The 21110-nt window shown below is 37.8% G+C and carries 17 protein-coding genes; 1 reads left to right on the forward strand and 16 read right to left on the reverse strand.

What is annotated here, in order from left to right; all coding sequences use genetic code 11:
• Positions 1-7: 7 nt before the first annotated feature.
• The 15 genes from R2R35_RS01330 to R2R35_RS01400 form a co-directional block, all read right to left on the reverse strand.
• Positions 8-790, reverse strand: coding sequence for a DUF5301 domain-containing protein (locus R2R35_RS01330; protein ID WP_317734722.1), 783 nt, complete (start codon positions 788-790; stop codon positions 8-10).
• Positions 791-858: 68 nt separating this feature from the next.
• On the reverse strand, positions 859-1326 hold the full coding sequence (locus tag R2R35_RS01335; protein WP_317732701.1) for a cupin domain-containing protein: 468 nt from the start codon (positions 1324-1326) through the stop codon (positions 859-861).
• Positions 1327-1419: 93 nt separating this feature from the next.
• The gene (locus R2R35_RS01340) at positions 1420-1938 is read right to left on the reverse strand and encodes a hypothetical protein (protein WP_317732702.1); all 519 of its coding nucleotides are present in this window, start codon (positions 1936-1938) and stop codon (positions 1420-1422) included.
• Between the two features lie 117 nt (positions 1939-2055).
• On the reverse strand, positions 2056-3321 hold the full coding sequence (gene uvsE / locus R2R35_RS01345; protein ID WP_317732703.1) for a UV DNA damage repair endonuclease UvsE: 1266 nt from the start codon (positions 3319-3321) through the stop codon (positions 2056-2058).
• A gap of 196 nt (positions 3322-3517) precedes the next feature.
• Complete coding sequence (locus R2R35_RS01350; RefSeq protein ID WP_317732704.1) at positions 3518-5410, reverse strand: translation factor GTPase family protein; 1893 nt, start codon at positions 5408-5410, stop codon at positions 3518-3520.
• Between the two features lie 376 nt (positions 5411-5786).
• The gene (locus tag R2R35_RS01355) at positions 5787-6104 is read right to left on the reverse strand and encodes an RNHCP domain-containing protein (RefSeq protein WP_317732705.1); all 318 of its coding nucleotides are present in this window, start codon (positions 6102-6104) and stop codon (positions 5787-5789) included.
• A 543-nt stretch (positions 6105-6647) separates the two neighbouring features.
• A complete protein-coding gene (locus tag R2R35_RS01360) occupies positions 6648-8822 on the reverse strand; it encodes a DNA topoisomerase III (protein WP_317732706.1) in 2175 nt (724 codons plus the stop codon).
• A gap of 310 nt (positions 8823-9132) precedes the next feature.
• On the reverse strand, positions 9133-10140 hold the full coding sequence (locus R2R35_RS01365) for a Gfo/Idh/MocA family protein (RefSeq protein WP_317732707.1): 1008 nt from the start codon (positions 10138-10140) through the stop codon (positions 9133-9135).
• Positions 10141-10237: 97 nt separating this feature from the next.
• Entirely contained in the window at positions 10238-10966 is a 729-nt protein-coding gene (locus tag R2R35_RS01370; protein WP_317732708.1) for a histidine phosphatase family protein, read from the reverse strand.
• A gap of 34 nt (positions 10967-11000) precedes the next feature.
• Positions 11001-12014, reverse strand: coding sequence for an AEC family transporter (locus tag R2R35_RS01375; protein WP_317732709.1), 1014 nt, complete (start codon positions 12012-12014; stop codon positions 11001-11003).
• A 60-nt stretch (positions 12015-12074) separates the two neighbouring features.
• A complete protein-coding gene (locus R2R35_RS01380) occupies positions 12075-12923 on the reverse strand; it encodes a DegV family protein (protein WP_317732710.1) in 849 nt (282 codons plus the stop codon).
• Positions 12924-13199: 276 nt separating this feature from the next.
• Positions 13200-13556, reverse strand: a complete 357-nt coding sequence (locus R2R35_RS01385; protein ID WP_317732711.1) for a TetR-like C-terminal domain-containing protein — start codon at positions 13554-13556, stop codon at positions 13200-13202.
• Positions 13557-13801: 245 nt separating this feature from the next.
• A complete protein-coding gene (locus R2R35_RS01390) occupies positions 13802-13960 on the reverse strand; it encodes a hypothetical protein (RefSeq protein WP_317732712.1) in 159 nt (52 codons plus the stop codon).
• 261 nt (positions 13961-14221) lie between these two features.
• Positions 14222-16036, reverse strand: coding sequence for an RICIN domain-containing protein (locus tag R2R35_RS01395; protein ID WP_317732713.1), 1815 nt, complete (start codon positions 16034-16036; stop codon positions 14222-14224).
• A 113-nt stretch (positions 16037-16149) separates the two neighbouring features.
• Positions 16150-17931, reverse strand: coding sequence for a beta-1,3-glucanase family protein (locus R2R35_RS01400; protein WP_317732714.1), 1782 nt, complete (start codon positions 17929-17931; stop codon positions 16150-16152).
• A gap of 743 nt (positions 17932-18674) precedes the next feature.
• Here R2R35_RS01400 and R2R35_RS01405 point away from each other — a divergent pair.
• Positions 18675-20039, forward strand: coding sequence for a right-handed parallel beta-helix repeat-containing protein (locus tag R2R35_RS01405; RefSeq protein WP_317732715.1), 1365 nt, complete (start codon positions 18675-18677; stop codon positions 20037-20039).
• 258 nt (positions 20040-20297) lie between these two features.
• Here the strand turns inward: R2R35_RS01405 and R2R35_RS01410 are convergent, their stop codons facing one another.
• Positions 20298-21071, reverse strand: a complete 774-nt coding sequence (locus R2R35_RS01410; protein ID WP_317732716.1) for a helix-turn-helix domain-containing protein — start codon at positions 21069-21071, stop codon at positions 20298-20300.
• Between the last annotated feature and the right edge of the window lie 39 nt (positions 21072-21110).

The following is a 21110-nucleotide window of genomic DNA, read 5'->3' on the forward strand; positions in this document are numbered from 1 at the left end:
TAACCTCTTATTTTCCCATGACTTCTGTAAGTTTATCATAAAGCTTACGATCCAACACATTATAATAATCGTTTCTGCCGTTCTGAAAGACACTTACATCATCTTCTATTAAGTAAGCATAATAACTATCTTTTATATCTATATCTGTAAACACTTTATGTATGGCATAGCACTCATCAACTTTAGCTATATCTTTCCCTTGCCAAGCTGCAGATTTTGACAATCCATTTTGTATAACTGCTTCAACTAACTCAATTTCTTCCTTTGATAAATCGTCATTGGTTTTAATCTTTTTTCCGTATTTCATTCGATTGAGTTCATACCTTGTTTCTACATCTTTGGTAAGAGGGTCTGCTACTGAAATATAAATAGAAGAAAGCTTCTTATAATCAGTTTTTGATATTTTATATACGGCCAAATAAGGTTCTTCCAGATAATAAGAATTCTTATATTTGTATAGATATAGAATATGGTTTTCAGAAGGTAATTTTATATTTACTATAAAATAGCTCTTTGTTAATGGGGTATCCTGTACGGATGATTGTAAGGATTTTCTTGCCCCTGCCAGCAGTTTAAGAATATTACCAATTACCTGTTTATCCTTGACCTCAATACTGCCTTTATCAGTACCCTCCTTAACAAATGACAGATACAGTACATTTACGTCTCTACTATCTGGAAGTATTATTCTCTGATAAACACCTGCGGAAGTAGCAATAACTAATAATATTACAAATAAACACAACAATATTGCTGCTGTTTTTATAGCTTTCGTATTAGGAAATCTCATCTGTTTCACTTATAAACATCCTCCTGAACCCCTAGGGATTAAAGTGCTGCTTTAAAAAAATCCTGTAATTACTCACCGTCATAATAATCAGCTTCCTCTGCAATACGATATACTTTATTGATTCCTTTCCCCCATATTCCTATCTTTGCTGAATCAGGATATACTGCCACATCCACATCATGATAGGAATCAAAATCCATATAAACCAATACTTCTTCATCTGATGCATTCGTTAATTTGTGAGCTCCCTTTTCATCTGCAGGAAAAAACAAAAAATCTCCCGCTGATACCAGCCTCTCACCTAAAGGGGTCTTAAGTAAACCGCTTCCGCTAATAATATAGAAAGATTCTTCGTTTTTTGTGTGGTAATGATAAGGATATGCAGCCTGCCCAGGTGGTATTTCATAAAGAGATACGGCACTTTGCTCTCCATATCCCTTTGGTACCAGTTCCCGTTTCAAGTACTCATAACCGATATGTTCGTTTTTGTGTTTTGGCTTTACATCCGCTACCTTAATATGAATAATATCGCTCATAGTATGTTCTCCTTTGAGTATTCTGAAAATACAAAGAATTATTTCACTTTTGATTATTGTTATAAGGCAGGAGTTAATCGCCTTGGGTTATTGTTAAAAATACAAAGAATAATCTCCTTCTGGAAATTCTGATTGCAGTCCCAGGATACGAGGCCAAAGATTCTCACCGGCTATGATATATCCCATAATCATGCCGATATGCATATCCAGATGTCTGTGTTGAGCCAAAATAAGATGAAATCTTGTATAAGGACATTTATCCGGGCATTCTAAAAGCTTTTCATCCTTTAAGTTCTGAAGATATACGGTTATTTTTTCCTTTACCTTGTTATAATAGTCCTTAAGTAACGCTCTTGACAGATAACCATTGGTTGCAATATCCAAATCATTTAATCCTTCCGTATGAAACTCTGGTTCTACATAACTTAAAGGATTTATATACCACATATCCAGTGAATGCAGCGTATGGTAGATATGCTTCCATAAGGGCATATCACAATACAGTTTATCCCAATAGGCATCCGGAATACTGTCGATAACATTATTAAGGCTCCACAGGGTGCGATTCGTTTGATCTTTGACAGCATCTATATAACTTGCAGCGAAATTCATGTTTGGCTCCTATCTGTGTTTTTGCACATATTATATTAAGAGGATGAGTAAATACTATTTTCCACTTCCAATAATATACCATATATTACCTTTAATGTCGAATTTTACGCCACTGCTTTACATAACTTCTTTAAAATAATAGGAATTCAAGAGATAACTTTGTTGGTATTTACAAGATAACTGCCAAAGATATTTCTTTAGTCCATTTAACGATAATTTTCCTGTTTCATAATAACTACACTTTTTCTCGAAAGTTACTTTTTCTTTCTCATCAGCACATTTTTTAAAATATCCCCAGACATGCAAGGCAGCATTGATTCCGTTGCCGGTTACAAGCACCTGTTCCATGGCATGATCTAAGTACTTGTAGAACTCAACTGCCTTATACTCCTCTTTCACCTTTAACAGCTGCCTTATATGATTATAGTCTTTTGGTGATTTTTCGAGAACCAGGTATTTATACCGGCTCCATTCTCTTTCCAATAATTTAACGGAAGGTTTTGGAGCAATGATATTACAGCATTTAACTGCCGATAAATTCTTATCCTTAACTTCAAGCATAATATCAATATCCTCTCTGTTAAGACGCAGACAGAAGTCCTGAAAGGTTTCGCCATTAATTGTATCTGAATGAGACCCAGGCTTCTTATTGGGATTCTGATCAGAGTAATGCATTTTCTGAGGTCCGTCTGCCGGCTTCCAGGTTGCCTGACATAAATTAATCCACTTAATCTCATCGTAATTCTCATTGCTTGGATTGATATTATTGTGAAGGTTATCAAAAATAACCGGTGCATCGACCTTTTCTCCGATGCTCAGTACTTCTTCCATTCGAAATATCCTATCATCATTTTCCAATACGATACGATCTTTCAGATGTTCACCAAGCTTTCTGAAATTATTTATAAACCTTTGTATGGCTTCTTGTCTGTCATTATAAGCACCGCCAATATGAAGCACCAGCTTATTCTTCTTATCCATACCCAAAGCCTCCAGGATTTTAGTATGGTATTCCAAATCTTCTATTGCCCTCTTTACCACATCCTCTGATGGTGAATTGAGCACCGTATATTGCCCGGGATGTAATGAAACTCGCATATTGCTTTGCCTGATCTTATCACCCAGCAAAGCAAATTTTTCTTCGTATAGTTTCCACCACTCAAGTTTATTAACCGGACTGGAGCCGAAAGGAATCAGGTCTGACGTAATTCGAAACAACTTAATTCCGGCAGATATATTATAATCCAGAATCCTCTCAAGTGACTCCAGGTTATGGGTGATTATGTTTCTTAGATTCGTTTCATCTGCATTTCTAAGGATACAGCTCTTAAAGTCTGTTCCCGGTATTCCTATAGTCTGACATGCATAACCTATTCTTATCATTTCGCCTAGTACCTAACTATAAGGGTACTGCTCTCATATCCTTCGATATCAGAGCAACCTTTCCATATGCTTATTTCCGCTTTCACTTTTTCAGTATTATGATACCACTAATTATCACAATTTAAAGCCTTAACAGAAAAAAGTACATTGATGAAAGAAATCATGCAAATTCTCTGCGCTGCATTCCACAAATATGCTAATCTTCGTTTAAACTGCTCCTTCCTTTTTTTGATGCATTCACCTGTCGGTATTGCCAAAAGACAGTTTCAAATATTCCTCTTCCTTCTGTTAAAGTAATTAATACAATAGAAAAATCTTTACAGGCTTCTAAGGTTACTTTACCTTTCATAATCATTTCCGTCTGAGTATACTCTGTCTCTTCCATTAGAGCATCCATACGTACCAGTTCTGTTATGATCCTTTTCTCAAAGCCTTGAGGTGCTGTCAGTGTATATTTCATGACCGGTTCCATGGTATAGGTACCGATTTCTTTTAAAGCCTGATAAATTATTTTTTCGGCAAGTTTTCTGTAATCCGCAGGTGTGCTGTTAACACTGTCATAATCAGAATACATAAAAGTAACTTTGGTATCAACCACTTCACCAAAAATGCCTTTTCGTATACCCTTTTCAACACCTTCCGCTACAGCGTTTTGAAAAGATTTACTTAGATCTCCAAAGGATACTTTATTCTCATATTGATATCCGCTGCCTTCTGCAAGAGGTTCTAATGTCAGCCCTATTCCGGCTGCTAATAGATTTCCAGGACTGTAAATTGGAACAATACAAGTTACTTTATCCATTGGTTTATCTTTTTTGACGGTAGACACACTGTCAAATTCTGCATTTAACTGAAACCGCTCTTTTAATAGTGATTGTAATATCTCTTTTTGCAGATTTCCAAAAAGTTTTAATTTGATTTCTTCTGTTTCTTCATCAATACAAAGATCCAGATAAGAATCCTCTATAGCCAGTTTTTGCAAAGCCTCCAGAAGCTCTCTTCTATTGGCTGCCGGAACTGGTCTTACTCCAACTTTCAGCAATGGTTCGGTCTGGGACAACACAGGCAATTTAATCTGTTCACCAATCCAGTCACCGCAAGTTAATTCCTTTGCATCCAGAATTACTGCCACATCCCCAGCAGTTATTGAATTTTTGGGTACTAACCTCCCATTCTCCAGTCCGAAAAGATTACGGATTAATATATCCTGGCTATCCCTCTTAACACAGGTCCGTTGTCTTAAAATAAGTGCTCCTGAAAACACGCGGGTAAAGATGAGCTTATGATTATGGTCATCGAACAATATTTTGTACACATAAGCAGATAATTTCTGATTCCCCTCAACCCTTGGCATAAACCATTTACCCACCGCCTCCATAAGTTCTGAGATACCTATGTTCTGAAGAGCGGTACCATGATAAACAGGATAAAGTTTACCATAGCGATTACGGGATCTTATAACCTTCTCATAATCTTCTTGTGTAACTTCTTCTCCATCCATGTATTTTTCGAGCAGTTTTTCGGACTGTACAATGATTTGTTCTGAAAATTCTGTATCACTGTGTTTTCTTGGAAGAATCTCATAAGTCTGCTCAACTGCTCCATAACTGTATTTGACCTCCTGCATCAGAAGAAAATGCTCCGACAGCTGCTGTTTCATCTGTTCGTAGACTTCTGATAGATTAACGCCTATTCGGTCTATTTTATTTATAAATAGAATAGCTGGGATTTTCATTTGCTGTATTTTATGAAAAATGGCACGTGTCTGCGGTTGTACGCCTTCCTTTGCCGAAATAACCAGAATCACTCCGTCAAGCACTGACAGAGATCTCTCCACTTCTGCAATAAAGTCCATATGTCCAGGTGCGTCAATCAGGTTGATTTTATTCTCTCCAATCATAAATGACACTGTTGCTGAACGGATAGTCATTCCCCGCTGCTTTTCCAGTTCCATGGAATCTGTCGTTGTCGTTCCGTTATCTACATTACCCATGAAATTTTTTATTCCGCTATGATACAGAAATCCTTCCGTTACTGTTGTCTTACCGGCATCTACATGTGCCATTATCCCTATATTTAATATTTTCATTATGATCACCTATTCTTCTTAGTGATTGTTTTAGTCTTCCAAAACAATCCTATTTTTCCTTCAGGTAATCAGCGGCTTCCCTTCTGAGAACGGGCGGGTTGCCTGACATAGGTAATCTTGATAATTTTAAGCGCAAAAAACCACAGTCATCGACTGTGGTCATAATTTACTGTAATTAACGGATTATTAATCTTTTTAACCATTAATAATCAGCTATAAACAAGTACCAAGGTCGGCTGATTGCATCTTTATTATTCTGTTCTCGGAATTATTAAGCTTACGCATATTTAAATCAGCCTCCTTTTTTATTCTATGGTTATTTATACAATAATTAACCACAAAAGTCAACGATAAATTTCCATTTTATTCTTCTTTCTTACGGTTTACTGCTGAGTGTTAAAATCCCCTGGTAATCATCAGGCATAACCGTGTCTTCGGCAATAATATTGGCTCTTTCAGAGCCGCATTTGCTACATTTATGCAGTATTTGATAACCTTTTTTGCTGTTATGGATGAGCTTTACAGGCTTCATGATACCACCGCAGTTACTGCTTCTGTCACCTGGTATATTATCTAAATGCAAGGAATACAGACAATGGGGACAATGATTCCTGTAACTGCCATTTGATAAGGGCAGAACCTGTCTGCCGCAATTCATACATATAAAAGATATATTTTCTGTTCTTCTGCTCACACCGAACCCTCCTAATATTTGATTTCAAATATTAAAAAGGTGGGGTTCTGTTTGTTCTCTATTTCTTCTTCGGGCTTGATAAAAGTATTGACCGATTCTCCGTTATTCTCTGGAAACAACGAATACTTCTGCCTCCTGCTTCAAAAGGACCTCTTTCATCCCTTTATCCGAACTATTACCGACTTTGTATGTTTGTATCGGTCAATGTATGGCGGTCTTAACCACCATCCGGCAGTAGGTGTATCAGGAATCTCACCGAACTTGGCGTCATCCCCCGTTAGTATGTGAACGTAAAACAGTTATAGTCCTTGTTCATAATACCTCCTTACAAACTTTACAAAGCTGAGTAACAGCTTACATTAGTTATGTCTATTCTTCTGAATAAAGAACCTCAGCTCAGCTTTTGCTTATAGAAATTGATTATAACATCTCTTTGTCTATCTGTATTGGTAAGAAACTATTATAACTAATTTGTACTTATTTGGTTGTATAGTGCCAAATCGATATTGCCTGTTAAAAATGAACATAGGAAGTAAAATTGTATTATTTATCTAACTTGATTTTTGCAAAAGCATCAGCAAATGCTGTATTAATAGGTCCCTGTTCCTCTTTCTTGGCCTGATTCATATATTGGGCCACATCTTTTTTACTGACACCGGCACCTTCTTTTTTACGTCTGTCCTGAAAAGCAGCCAATTTCTCTTTATGACCGCAGGCACATACAAAAGTTTGTGTATCTCCCTGTCCGACCAGTTCCATTCGTTTATGGCATACCGGACATCTTGCATTGCTGGTTCTTGCAACTGTCTCTCTATGTCCGCATTCACGATCCTGGCATACCAGCATTCTGCTGTTCTTTCCGTTAACTGCAAGAAGATTCTTTCCGCAGACCGGACACTTCTTATTTGTCAGATTGTCATGTCTGAATTTACCTTCTCCTTCTTTGATTTCAGCTACGATTTCTTTTGTATATGCTGTCATCTCGTTCATCAAATCCTGTTTCTTTAAGTTTCCTTTTGCAATTCTTGCAAGTTTCATTTCAAGAGAGGCTGTAAGCTCCGGCTTCTTTAGATCCTCTGGTACCAGCTCCAACAACTGCTTTCCTTTCGAGGTTATAAAGATATCTTTTCCCTTTTTCTCCATTAGAAAGGAGTTAAACAACTTCTCTATTATATCTGCTCTTGTAGCTACTGTCCCAAGTCCACCGGTATCACCCAGTGTCTTAACAAGTTCCTTGTCCTTTTGCTCAAGAAAATGAACCGGGTTCTCCATAGCAGAAAGAAGTGTTGCTTCGTTAAAGGGTGCTGGAGGTTTTGTTTTTCCTTCTGTCTTAACAAATACAATAGCTTTTAAAGTATCATTTTTATTTACTTTGGGTAAACTTTCATTGTCTTTGTCATCTTCATAAGTATTTTCATAAACCTCTTTGTACCCCAGGTTCTTTGTAATCTTACCCTTTGCAGTAAATTCTTCATTCTCTATTTTTACTTTAATCGTGGCTTCTTCATATTCGTAAGGAGGATATAATACAGCCAGAAATCTCCTTACTACCAGATCATAAATCTTTCGTTCATCGGAACTCATATTTTCCAGATTGACATACTGCTCTGTGGGAATTATTGCATGGTGATCGCTAACTTTTTGATTGTCAACAAAGGAAGCATTTCCGGATATTGGCTTTCTAGTTAATACAGCCGCTAATTTCTTATAGGGACCTGTACTGATAGATTCCAGTCTTTCCTTTAAAGTTCCTACAATATCTGTTGTCAGATATCTGGAATCGGTTCGGGGATATGTTAAGACCTTATGATTTTCATATAAGCGCTGCATGATATTTAAGGTTTCTTTTGCTGAGAAATCAAAGCGCATATTAGCATCTCTTTGCAGCTCTGTCAAATCATATAAGCCTGGAGAATAAGACTTTTTAAGAGTTGTATTTACCTCTGTCACTACTCCTTCTTTTCCCTCTAACTTCTTTAAAAGCTCCTCAATTCTATTCTTATCACCAGTGGTACTATTTTGAGTCCTTGAATCTCTCCAGGTAAATGTTATACCGTTTACCTTACCTGTCAATCCATAATAGGGAACAGGCTTAAATTGTCTGATATCCTCTTCTCTTTTCGCAATCATGGCAAGGGTAGGCGTCTGAACACGGCCGCAGGAAAGACTGGCATTGTATTTGCAGGTAAGTGCTCTAGTGGCATTCATTCCAACGATCCAGTCTGATTCTGCTCTTGCTACCGCAGCTTGATAGAGCTTCTCATATTCTTTACCATCTTTTAAATGAGCAAATCCCTCTCTGATTGCTTTATCCGTAACAGAGGAGATCCATAATCTCTTAACCGGCTTTTTACTGCCAGCTTTTTCTAGAATCCATCTTGCTACCAGTTCTCCTTCACGTCCGGCATCGGTAGCAATAATAATATCAGCAACGTCTTTTCTATGAAGCTGGGTCTTTACCGTGTGATATTGCTTGCTGGTCTGTTTCATTACTACCAGTTCAAATTTCTGTGGCAGCATAGGCAGATGATCCATTCTCCATTCCTTGTACTTAACATCGTATTCCTCAGGATCCGCTAAGGTTACCAGATGTCCCAACCCCCAGGTAACAATATGTTTATCTCCTTCTAAGGCACCATTCAGATTTTTAGAACACTTTAAAACTCTTGCAATATCTCTTCCTACAGAAGGCTTTTCTGCAATAACTAATGATTTCATGTCTTACTCCAATCTCTCTTATCTAATAGGAACCATAATTGCTGCCAGTGGTCCCTGTTGTACCCGTTGAATTTATTTCCCATATATTTTAACATAAAACAGCCAATAAGTCTTCTCTGACTGTCATACTTTATAAAAATATAAAAGGATATATACAATGATTCTATATATATCCTTTTCTTATGTGAATTTCTTGTGATTAATTACTGCTTTACCAGTCTTAGACATTTTCATGATACCAGTATGATACCAGTCCCTGAAAATTATTTGTGCCTCTGGATAAACAATGGTTTTATCTTGCTTTTATTTTTTAATATATCGTTAATAATTCTTCATTAAAATTAGCGGGAAAAATAATTCCTGTTTTTTCTCTTGCTTCTGTTAATAACTCGCTTACCATTAAGCTGTGCTCAAGTATTTGATAACACGCTTCTAATTTATGTTCTGCAATCATCGATTCGAAGGTAAGGAACTCACTTACCATGCGATGCGTATACTTATTCTCATCAATGGATGTATTTTCCCCATTGTTTAACATAACTTCGAAGCCTTCACATACATTGGCGGGTGAGCTTTGGTGGATACACCCCTTGTCACCCTGAATATTATAAGCAATGGGAGCTTTACAATCTTTGGCACCAATACAGGTGCATTTAAAGGTATCATAATCTAAAATCAAAATTCCGGAGGTGTCAATCCCCCTTTCGATATTAGGATAATAAGCAATACTCTTTGGTCTTCCAAACAAAGCAGTTACATAATGCAGATTATAGAGATTGATATCCATCAGTGCTCCGCCAGACTGGGCCGGATCAAAGGCCGGCAGTATAATCCCTTCTTTAAAGCTGTCATACCTTCTGGAATATTGAGAATAGTTACATTGAACAATTTTTACATTACCGATGGACGGTAACATCTCTCGTATTTTTATAAAGTTTGGCAGATACAGGGTCGTGATGGCCTCCAAAAGAAAGAGTTTCTTATCTTTTGCTATCCTGCCAAGTTCAAGAGCTTCTTTGTAATTCGTGGTTATTGGTTTTTCCAAAATAACATTTTTACCAGCTTCTAAAGCTCTTAAGGTATAGCTATAGTGCAAACTGTTGGTGACTGCAACATATATTGTATCAATTGAGCTCTTAAGGAATTCCTCGTAATCAAAATACACTTGGTTTATGTTGTTTGCATTGGCCAGCTCCAGAACCTTCTCCTGGCTGCTCTTTCTGCCGCAGATGGCAGATACTTCTGTATTTTGCAGAAATGGTGTTATGGTCAGGAATTCCTTTACAATCATTCCCGAACCTGCAATTCCTAATTTCATTCTTCATACCCTTTGCATAGTGAAAATATTAATGCGGCACCCTTTCGATTATTATTTATCTTACTTTGTGCTTTATGCTTCCTCATTTCTATGGGACTTAGTCATGTCGCTCGTTCATATTGTCATAGGTTTCACAAAATCTTGCAGCAAAGGCAGGTTCTTCTCCTCCCGCATACAGATGTGAAATGTCCCCAAAGGAACCCATTCTAAAATAAGCGATTCCTTTTCTGCGTTCTTCCGTAATGAGAGTAGTTACTGAGGTAGGTGCGGCACAGAAGCCATGCCATAAAACCATGGGTGAGATTCCCAGCAAATGGCCTAACATGACACATTCAACTCCAAAATGACAGAACATGACGATAGTATCCGTATTCGCTCTTACCGCCCGGTAGAATTTGCCTTCTCGCTCATAACCATGCTTCTTTAGAATCTCATCAAGTCCTGAATATACCCGCATTGCTTCTTCATAGACATGTCCTTTTTTCATAGTCTCTGCCGTATGCCATAACTGTTTGTCATAGAATTCATCAACCGCTGTCCAGTCAGCAGGAAGCCAGTCCCAGGGTACTCTTTCTTCTCCCGTATTGATATCCATTATTGGAGCGTGAAATTCTCTTAGCCAGGGCAGTACTTCTGCCTCTTGCTTTCGCTTATGTAAGGTTATGGAAGCAGTATCTTTTGCCCGTCCCAGTGGTGAAACATAGAAAGCATCAATATTCATTGGCAGTATCCTGTTTGATAGTAGTTCTGCTTCTCTCCAGCCCTTTTCAGTAAGTGAATCTATAGAATAATCGGGATCTCCATGTCTTATTATAACTAATTTCATATATGTCTCCTATTCTTCTCGAATTTTTTTTATGTTACAATAATATAAAACTCCAAACCGGTGTAGTGATTAAGGACAATAAGGTTGAGAAAATAACCAGATTCGTTGCAAAAGCTGCATCACCATTGTATTTCGAAGCAAGAATGCTGGTTGTCGCTCCGGCAGGCATTGCAGCTAAAAGCACACAAACGCCTGTTACGAGAGAATCTATATGCAATAAATAACAGGGTGTGTACACAAGAACCGGTATTACAACAAGCCGGATGAGTGTAAAGAAGAAGACTCTTCTGTCAAACATCTGTTTTATATTGATATCTGACAGGATCATTCCGATAATCATCATTGAGAGTGCTGTATTACAGCCGCTTAATGTAAAGAGAGCGTTTTCCAGATATATAGGAAGACTGATTTGAGAAATCATTAGTATAATCCCAAGAATACAGGCGATGATACACGGATGGGTAATTACTTTTTTGGCAAGTGTTTTCTTATTGGGTGATTCCGTAAATACGGAAATACCAGCCGACCACATAACAATTCGCTGGGGTATCAGATAAATAGAAGCAAGTGTCAGCCCCATGGTTCCAAATACCCCTTCTGCCACCGGATTTCCCAGGAAACCAGCATTTGAACAGATCGTACCATATTGAAGACATTTCTTCTTTGGAAGTTCTATTTTGTTGTATAATAAATGACCAAGTATCGTGCAGACAAGCTGTATAAGCACAGATATAATTAGAACACCTGCAAAGGTAACAAGGATGCTTGACGAAAATTCTATCATAAAGGATTTGATAATATTACAGGGAAGTATTAAATATAAAACCAAATCTGTAATATTTTCCTGTCCCTGTGCTCCGATAATCCCTTTTTTCTTCAAGATAACACCTGCAGCAACCATTGCAAACATGGTAAACTGCAAATTAATCAATTGCTGCATCTGCTTCACTTCTTTCTGCCTGAATATTATTCCAATGTTATTAATTGTACCCTCATTTAAAGAATTAGTCAAATCAGCCCCGCATATCCCTGGTATTGTTTTTCTCAAATAAAAACAGGCTGCTGTATCCGGTAGGAACCAGTGCCTGTTTTCATATCTATTTTAGTTTCAGAGTTCAGAATAACAAATGCCAACTGTACCAGGGCCGCAATATACCCCAACGATTGCACTGATCTGACCAATAAGGTATACATTTCTGATTCGAGGATTCCTACGTAATTTCTCGCATACCTTACGGGCTTCGTCCTCAACATTACCGTGAATGACATAGGCATCGCAGCTGTTCTTATCCGTAAATCTCTCTCCTAATTCAATTAACCGGTTAATAGATTTTACTCTTCCCCTTATTTTTTCACAGGTATAACATTGCCCAAGTTCATCGTCAAAGCTTACAATAGGTTTAATATTCAGGATATCTCCTATTGTACCGGGAATTTTACCGATTCTTCCACCCTTTATGGCATATTCCAAGGTTCCGAATACAAAATACAAGCGCAGTTTCTTTTTCATGTCAGGAATCTGCTTAACAATTTCATTAAAGCACTTCCCCTCTCTGATTAATTCACCACACTTCTTTAAAATAATACCCTGTATTACAGAAGTAGATTTGGTATCGTACATAAAGGTCTTGATGGTTTTAAACTCTGAACTTATTAAATCCACAGCATTTACTGTTCCTGATATACCACTGGAAATATTAATTGAAATGACATGGGTGTAGTGTTCCTTTTCCAGCTTTTTATATAAGTTTTCAATGTCCTCCATGGATGGCTGAGAGGACTTCGGAATTTCTGTCTTCATATTGACATAGACTTCTACTGGTGTAATATCGATACCGTCGGTAAATTCGCGTTCCTTGTATAGTATTTTAAAAGGAAGGACATGTATCTGGTATTTCTTAATGGTCTCCTCGTCTATATCACAGGCAGAATCTGTAATTAATGCAATCTTCTCCATATAAAGCTCCTTCCCGATAATAGAGAATACATAGTTACAACATTCATTATTGCCAGATATAACCGGTATTAGTACTAAAGTTGTGTTATGTAGTTATCATAACCAGATTATCACGTTTTTTTAATCTAATCAATAAGAAAATAAATCGTCAGAAGTAAATAAAACATACTTGGAATGGCCAACCATCTGTTGTATGATACTCATTAAAATAGAATTGTTGTAAGCGGTTGATTATATAGTGATAAAAAAGATAGCTGGATAGCCCAGGAAGTACCCTTATGAATATTCCTGCGAAAAATTTTCAGCGATAAACTTACTCATCTCAAGTGACATATCATTTAGAGATAAATCAGTTTCTCTGCGAAACCAGATTTGATATAGATTAATAATTCCTCCAGCAAAAAAATTAGTCCTCACATAAAATTCAGCTGATTTTTTTTGTTCGGAGGGGATGTCACTGTCATTTTCCATATAAGTAACAAATATTTTCTTGAGTTTAATTAGAAACCGTTCTGCACCACTTGAGTTAATCAAGATTCGATAAAAATCAAGGTCTTCTTCCAGACACCTTGCTATTTTTAAAAGCAAAGGAAGCGGATTATGAAAAAAGCTTTTATATTGAAACTCCTTCAAAAACCCTAACATTTTAGAAATGATATCATTTTCTATCTGCTCAATGACAGCTCTTGTATCCTGATAATGAGCATAGAAGGTACCACGATTAATATCTGCATAGAAATTATGTCTAAAAGAAGGGTATTGAGTCAATGAATAATAAGTGTTATAGGAGATACTGCTATAAAGTATTATCTCCTATAACACAAACAACCGGAGTTAAGTTTTTACCTGGAACATACAAACCTGTCCTGGTTTTAACTTCACATACTATCTTCCTCATCATCAAAATCCGAATCATCTTCATCATCGAAGTCATCAAAGTCTTCGTCGTCTCTCCATTCATTCAGATAAGAATAATCTTCCTCGCTATCTATAAAATCTTCATCGGATAAATCATCTATTTCATCTTCATCATACATTCTCTCTACCCTCCTTCTTATATATGTAACTTGTTTACAGATGAAAACCTACGGTATTAATTTAGCTGTATCACAACTATTTTATGCATGATAAATTCAAACTTTTAACATTTTTACAAATACTTTGTAAATACTTAAGAAAAGCCTCTGTTTTCGTATGAAATCAGTAAATTAATTGCCCTTTTAAGGATAGGCTAACTTTTACAAGATTCTTACAAAACAGAGGCATTTCAGATTAATTGTTTATACGGGCAAAATTCTTTATTTACTAAAATTTGCTCTTACCGTATCACCTATTGCATTTAAGAGACTTTTATTTGTATCGGTTGTATCCTGGCTTAATTCCCATATCATAATTCCCCCTACATTATCGCAAGCCCACTGGGTCTTCTTCTTTATGGTAGGTATGCCGTTATAGTATGCTTCCATACCATTGATCGTTGAAACATCCGTATTATAAGCCTGCGGATTTACTGCAAGTATTTCAGCATAAGAAGCCCAGGAGGGTCTGCCGTAGAAAGGAACGCCAAGAACTACCTTCTCAGCCGGCATATGTCTTGTATTCTTCCAGTATTCAGCCGATTTAACAGCAAAATCATAAGTGGAATGCCTGTTTCCGTCACCGCCGTCATATGCCATAACATTAAACCAGTCCACTATACTTATTACCTTATCAGTCTGTCCGGCAGAGTCCCAATAAATGACACCTTCCGGTGTTACACCGCTTAATACGGCAGCTGTTAGCAGCATGTTATTCTTATTAAGCTCACCTCTTAAATATACCATCAAGGCTTCATACTGATTTTTACTAGTGCCATCGGCTCTTGGATGCTCCCAGTCCATATCCACACCATCAAAACCATATTGCCTTGCCATAGAAACAATGGCATCACCGAATTTCTTAATTTTTTCAGGAGTACTGGTAGCCGACATAAAGGTAGCTTCCAGCGGAGTTCCGTTATAGGACCAGCCACCAATAGCCAGCAGAACTTTAACCCCCTTTTGGTGTGCCTGGTTGATGATCTGCACAGCAGCTGATGAATTCTCCAGTGGCAGCAAAGCTCCATTGCTGGTTGGTATAGCAAAAGCATAATTTATATGTGTAAGATTATTATATTGTATTGTGTTAATCTTATCGGGCTGCCAACTAGGATAATAACCAACTACCTTAAATCCAGTTACAGGCTCTCCAGGGCCGCCTGGATCTGTTGTTCCGGTAAGAAAAGACCACTTCTGAGCATCTGTTCCATTGTCCGTATACTGCTGAACAGCTGTTCCATCTGCTGTTGCTGAACCTTTAACATCCATAACCAGTCCGCTCACTTTGGAAACCACCTTGTAATAACCGTCTCCGGTACTTTTAATCTGCCATCTCTGAGCATCCGTTCCGTTGTCATTCCATTGCTGAAGCTGTACACCACTAGTTGTGGAACTATTGGGAACATCCAGAACTTTACCGCTATGTACCGCTGTAATCTTATAATATCCATCCACTTGCTTTTCGACTTTAAACTGTTGATTTGCAACGGAAGAATCTGTCCAAATTTGAAGTTTTGCACCATCTGCAGTTGATTTTTCAGCAATATCCAGTAATTTACCGCTAACCTTACTGGATATACGATAAGTACCGTCAGCAATACCAGGTGTTTCAGGATTTCCGGATACCAGTTCCCAAACAGATGCCACTCCAGGCGTTTCTCCCTGTGTCCACCATTTTGCTTTATACACAGCTCCATTATAGCTTACAAAACTTCCGCCTGTATATGCTTTTCCTGCATTCCAGGTCTCATAACTACCGCCGCCGTTGTTAGATAAAAGTTCCCAAACAGATGCCAATCCGGGTGTTTCCCCTTGTGTCCACCACTTAGCCTTATAATCAGCTCCGTTATATGAAACAATGTCACCGGCAACATATACTTTGCTACTATCCCAAGCTTGAGAGGTACTTGCAGATACAGAAAAAGAGCCGATCCCTCCCGGCAGGATACCATTTGTTCCTGGCAGTACAGTTGTTATGAATAGCGCCACAAGTGTTAATATAACTACACCCAGGAGTTTTCTGTTTTTATTTATCATATTAACCTCTATTCTTGCGCACGCTCTTTGACATACCAAGTTTGTGGTGCGCAAACACAAACTTGCGGTTGAAAAATTTATTTTTCAACCTATTCCCCCTTCAAATGATCTTTTTACCAACCCACTCTGATAATGAGGCCTTTGGGATCTCCTACCTCCAGATAAGAGGCCTGCCCGTTTACATCATCGTAGCAGAAGCCATATGCCAGTCCGTCAATACTGTGATCATGCCAGAATTTTGCATAGTAATTGGCAGGCGCAGCTTTATAATACTTGGAAGGATTATTCCAGTCTGCGGTATTTCCATACACATGTCTGTTAAGCGCAGCGCAAACTTCAGCATTGCTGGCACCACCGATTCCAAGTAAAATATCTCTTGTCGAAATGCTTGAATACCCTGCGAAATAATTTGCATAGGTTCCTCCTGTATTAAATGGTCCGCTGATAGGGCAAACGATTCGATAAGGAGCCTGCAGGGTTCCCAAGGATTTGAACTCTGCGGGAACTTCATTTTGATACTTGGTGAACAGACCTGCTCTGGTTTCAGCTTCCAGTTCTCCCACTGTCCGGTCATAATTACCAGCCTTATTCACAAGCCTGTACTGAACTGGGAAACCGAACTGATCCACTCTTGTGGTATTGCCGTGGTATCCGGTATCATCTACCGTAAACTCTACAAAATCAAAATAGATGTTACGGTTAGGATCCGTTGGATTATTGATATCCGGGCCGGCAAACCCATCATTGTAAGTCTTAATGTAGCATGGTGAGCCTACACTGAGAAACATCCTTCCTGAGGTTATCTTCGGGAGATTTACCCAGGAGGTTTCACTTACTTTGTGATAAATATTTGCGTAATTTACTCCATTTTTGGTCAGATGACCGGCCGCATCATTAAGTGCTGAAGAAATTGGAATAAGATTACCGGAAAGATCCAGATAACACCATGCACCGGTGACTGGATTTTTTCCAATTACCCCCCAGTATATTTGACTGTCTGAATAAGCACCTCCAGTACCGTTCATTACTTTTACACTGACGCCCCCTCCAGAAGGATTTGGTATGGAGGAAGCCGCTACTGAATAAATGGAATTTCCCGTTCCAACGCCGGAATCCCCTACCAAAGTAAAGGACCATCTCTGTGCATCGGTGCCATTGTCTGTATACTGTTGTACCACCGCACCATCAGTGGTCTGAGAGCTCCGTACATCCATAGCCAGTCCACTGACTTTAGAAATTACTTTGTAGTATCCGCCGCCGGTATCTATTATACTAAAGCGCTGAGCGCTGGTGCCATTATCCGACCATTGCTGCAATTGCACACTGTTACTCAGAGAACTGTTCGGTACATCCAGCACCAGCCCGCTGTGTACTGCTGTTATTTTATAGTATCCGTCTGATTGTTTCTCTAACTTAAACTGCTGATTCGTTGTATTGCTATTACTCCATTGTTGTACTTTTGCTCCGGCAGCGGTTGATTTATCCGTAATATCAAGTACTTTCCCGCTGACCTTGCTGGTTATCCTATAAATCCCCCCGTTTTTTAGTACAGCTGCTTGTCCTGAGTAGGTATAAGTCGAAGTGTCATAAGCTGTGGTGCCATTGTTATAGGTAAAGAAATATTCAATAACAGAACCTGTAGTCCATTGAACGCTCTGCTCATACCTTCCTGCTCCGGAATTATAAGACATTCTAAGATTCTGCTGGTCGCCTGAGTTCACCTTGTAATGCGCATCCACCCAGGTTGTATTAACGGTTGACTTAAACCAAATTACCGCATTGCTTCCAGAAACTTCTACTCCTTGTGTAAAGTCTGCTGCTGAGACTTTCATTGAGAGCAGCATCGAAAAAATCAATACCAAAACGAAGCCGCACTTAAGCAATTTCTTTGTCATAGCTTTCCCTTTCCTTTCTTAATTGATATGACTTCTTATACTGACTTCAAGCAACATCAAATGTATTGGTTTTTTAATTTTTTCTGACCACTCCTCCCCTTGATAGTTTTTGTAAAATATATACATAAATCATCCCTACAACTATAATTTCGGTGATTTAGAAGAATATGTAAATATATAATCTTGTGATTATTTGCTTATTTTTGTTATTTGTAAATTATTGGTTCTAAGGTTTCTCAAAAGAGGGAAGATATTTGGTGATGTTTACCTTTTTGAAACCAGTAACCTCCTTTTTATTAAGCAGTAAATACGAAATTTTTAACCACCTAATGAAATATATGGTAATTATCACATACTTTTTCAACTTTTTATTGCTTATATTGGAAATAAATGTTATATTGTATATGAAATGTAAGCTCTTACATTTATATTGCAATCAAATTCATTATTAATTTAATTTATATATTAGATACTATTTAATTTCTGATATTTATGAGGTTATTTATATGATTTTTTATATATTCAAATGTAAGCTCTTTCAATTTTTTTAAATTTATGGGAACAATCTTAAAAAGAACTGACAATTAAAAAATGAACTATTTCGAAGGATTGTAGGTACGGAAGAATTTATTGAGGAGGTATTTAGCGTCTATAGAACATATGTCTAAACAGGTAAAGAAAGGGGGCACTTTGAAATAATACCAACGCATATGTTTTAAGAAAATAAATGGAGGTAAATAATTATGAAGTGTATCAAACGTATTAAAAGTATTATACTTTGTTTGGCTCTGGGGTTTTCTTTACTTTATGTAACAGCACCTATGGTACCCGTAGATGCCGCAACCACAGTAGTTCACAATTTCACTACCAGCGGAACAAGCAGCTCTTTCTTTTCAATTACCGGGAACCTGTCCACCTCAAAAGGCACAGTTACTTACAATGGTCTGACGCTTACTCAATGCCTGAAAATTGAATCTTCAACAAGCATCACCTTTAACACCACTGGTTCTTCGACTTTAAAATTAGTTTTTAATAATGAAAGTACTACAAGAATTAAGGTTGACGGAACAAATTATGCTATGACAAACGGTATTGTAAGCGTATCGCTGGGAGCAGGCTCACATACCATTGCAAAAACCGATGTAGCAAATCTGTATTATATCGAACTGACAACAGATGGAGGAACTACACCTACAGCAACACCTACACCAACTGTAACCCCTACAGCAACACCCACTCCTACCACACCTCCCACATCCGGGGATATCATTCTTACTCCGAACGGCTCCATGACCTTACAGCAGGCAATTAATTCTGTACAGCCCGGAAAAGCAATTTATCTGAAAGCTGGAGCCTATAAATATTCCAGTACAATTCTTATTGCTGAAGGAAATAATGGTACTTCAAGCGCAATGAAAAAAATATATGCTTATGGAGATGGTGTTCCTACAGTAGACTTCTCTGCTATGTCTGAAAATTCTTCTAACAGAGGAATTGTTTTAGCAGCAAATTACTGGCATATCAAAGGAATTACAATCAAAGGCGCCGGCGATAATGGAATGCTGCTGGCAGGACATAATAATACAATTGAGAATTGTACCTTCAGAGAAAATCATGATACCGGACTGCAACTATCAAGATACAATACATCCTATAATTCCATCAACCAATGGCCCAGCAATAATCTGATTATTGGTTGCCTGTCTACAGAAAATGTTGATTCAGGCCGTGAAGATGCAGACGGGTTTGCAGCCAAATTAACCTGCGGTCAAGGAAACAGATTTGAGAATTGTACAGCTATTTATAATTGTGATGACGGATGGGATTTATATACCAAATCCGACACCGGTCCGATCGGTGTTGTAACAATGGTTAATTGTGAGGCATCTTATAATGGAAAATTTACCGATGGCAGCCTTACTGGCGGAGACGGAAACGGCTTTAAGCTCGGAGATGATACTGCTTCCGTTCCACATGTGCTAAGAAACTGTAAAGCCAATTACAATGCGAAACACGGATATACCGGAAATGGAAATCCCGCAAAATTAGTTATGGATAACTGTACCGGTACAGGTAATGGCGGTAAGCTTTTTGACAGAATAAACTAGAACTCTGATAAGTTAACTAAAATTTGCAGAAACAGGGATAACTTAGCCTTACATCCCCTGATATAATACCAACTATCATTACACAGCCTGTTCTTGCAGCAAAAACAGCCTGTAACCTTTCCTTTCCATGTTACAGGCTGTTATAATATATACTCCTAGAATTGTTTAATGATTCTTGCTCCTCTTACTACCCTAGATAAGCGTATCCATATCTTATATACTGGGAAAGTTCACGATGCTTATACTTTATATGCTTTTTTATTTCCCTCTGTACTCACTGGGCGTACATCCGCAATGAGCCTTAAAAATTCTGTTAAAGTGACAGATATTCTGAAACCCAGAATCAAAGGCTGCCTGATTGATGGTAACAGCATCGTTTTTCATAAGGTATTGCGCTTTTTGTAATCTCGCCTGAATCAACTCCTTCTTTGGCGTACTATGAAAAAACAGTTCATAATATTTGTATAACTGACTCTTTCCAATATTGAGCATACCACACATTTTCTCTATATCCCAAGGCTCCTCACAATTTGCTAGAACCTGTTGTCTGAGGCTCAGTAGTTCAGGGTATATGTTTTCTTTGTGTTCAACCGGAATAGCCTCCCGCAGCTTTTGCCGATGCAAAAGTATCATAAGCTGATGTATATATAAATCAATCATTTCCTCCGACTGTGACAGCTTATTTATAAATTCCTGGTAAATCTTTTTAAGCAGCCAGTTAAGCTCATCCGTATTGTCCGGATAAAAAATTCTATTTTGCAGTATTTCATATTTATTAAACTCCTCTGGTTTACAGAAAAAATGCATATAACTGTTAAAGAATTCATTATCTGCCTGATAATGCTGGTAGGTACCAGGCGTGTATAAAATACAGGCACCGGATTTCACCTTTACCTGTCCATGATTCTGAAAATAGAAAGTCATCGGTGATAAAGTCAATAGGAAAAGATAGCTGGCAGTACCAGTAGGACGCAAAATTATGTCTTTATACGGGTTATGTGTGTGATATCCACAATAATCAATTGTTATCATCGTTTTTCTCTCCTCTTTGGCTATGGAAAATCTATGCAA

Origin of the sequence: Anaerocolumna sp. AGMB13020 (genome assembly GCF_033100115.1) — a bacterium.
Lineage (GTDB): Bacteria > Bacillota > Clostridia > Lachnospirales > Lachnospiraceae > Anaerocolumna.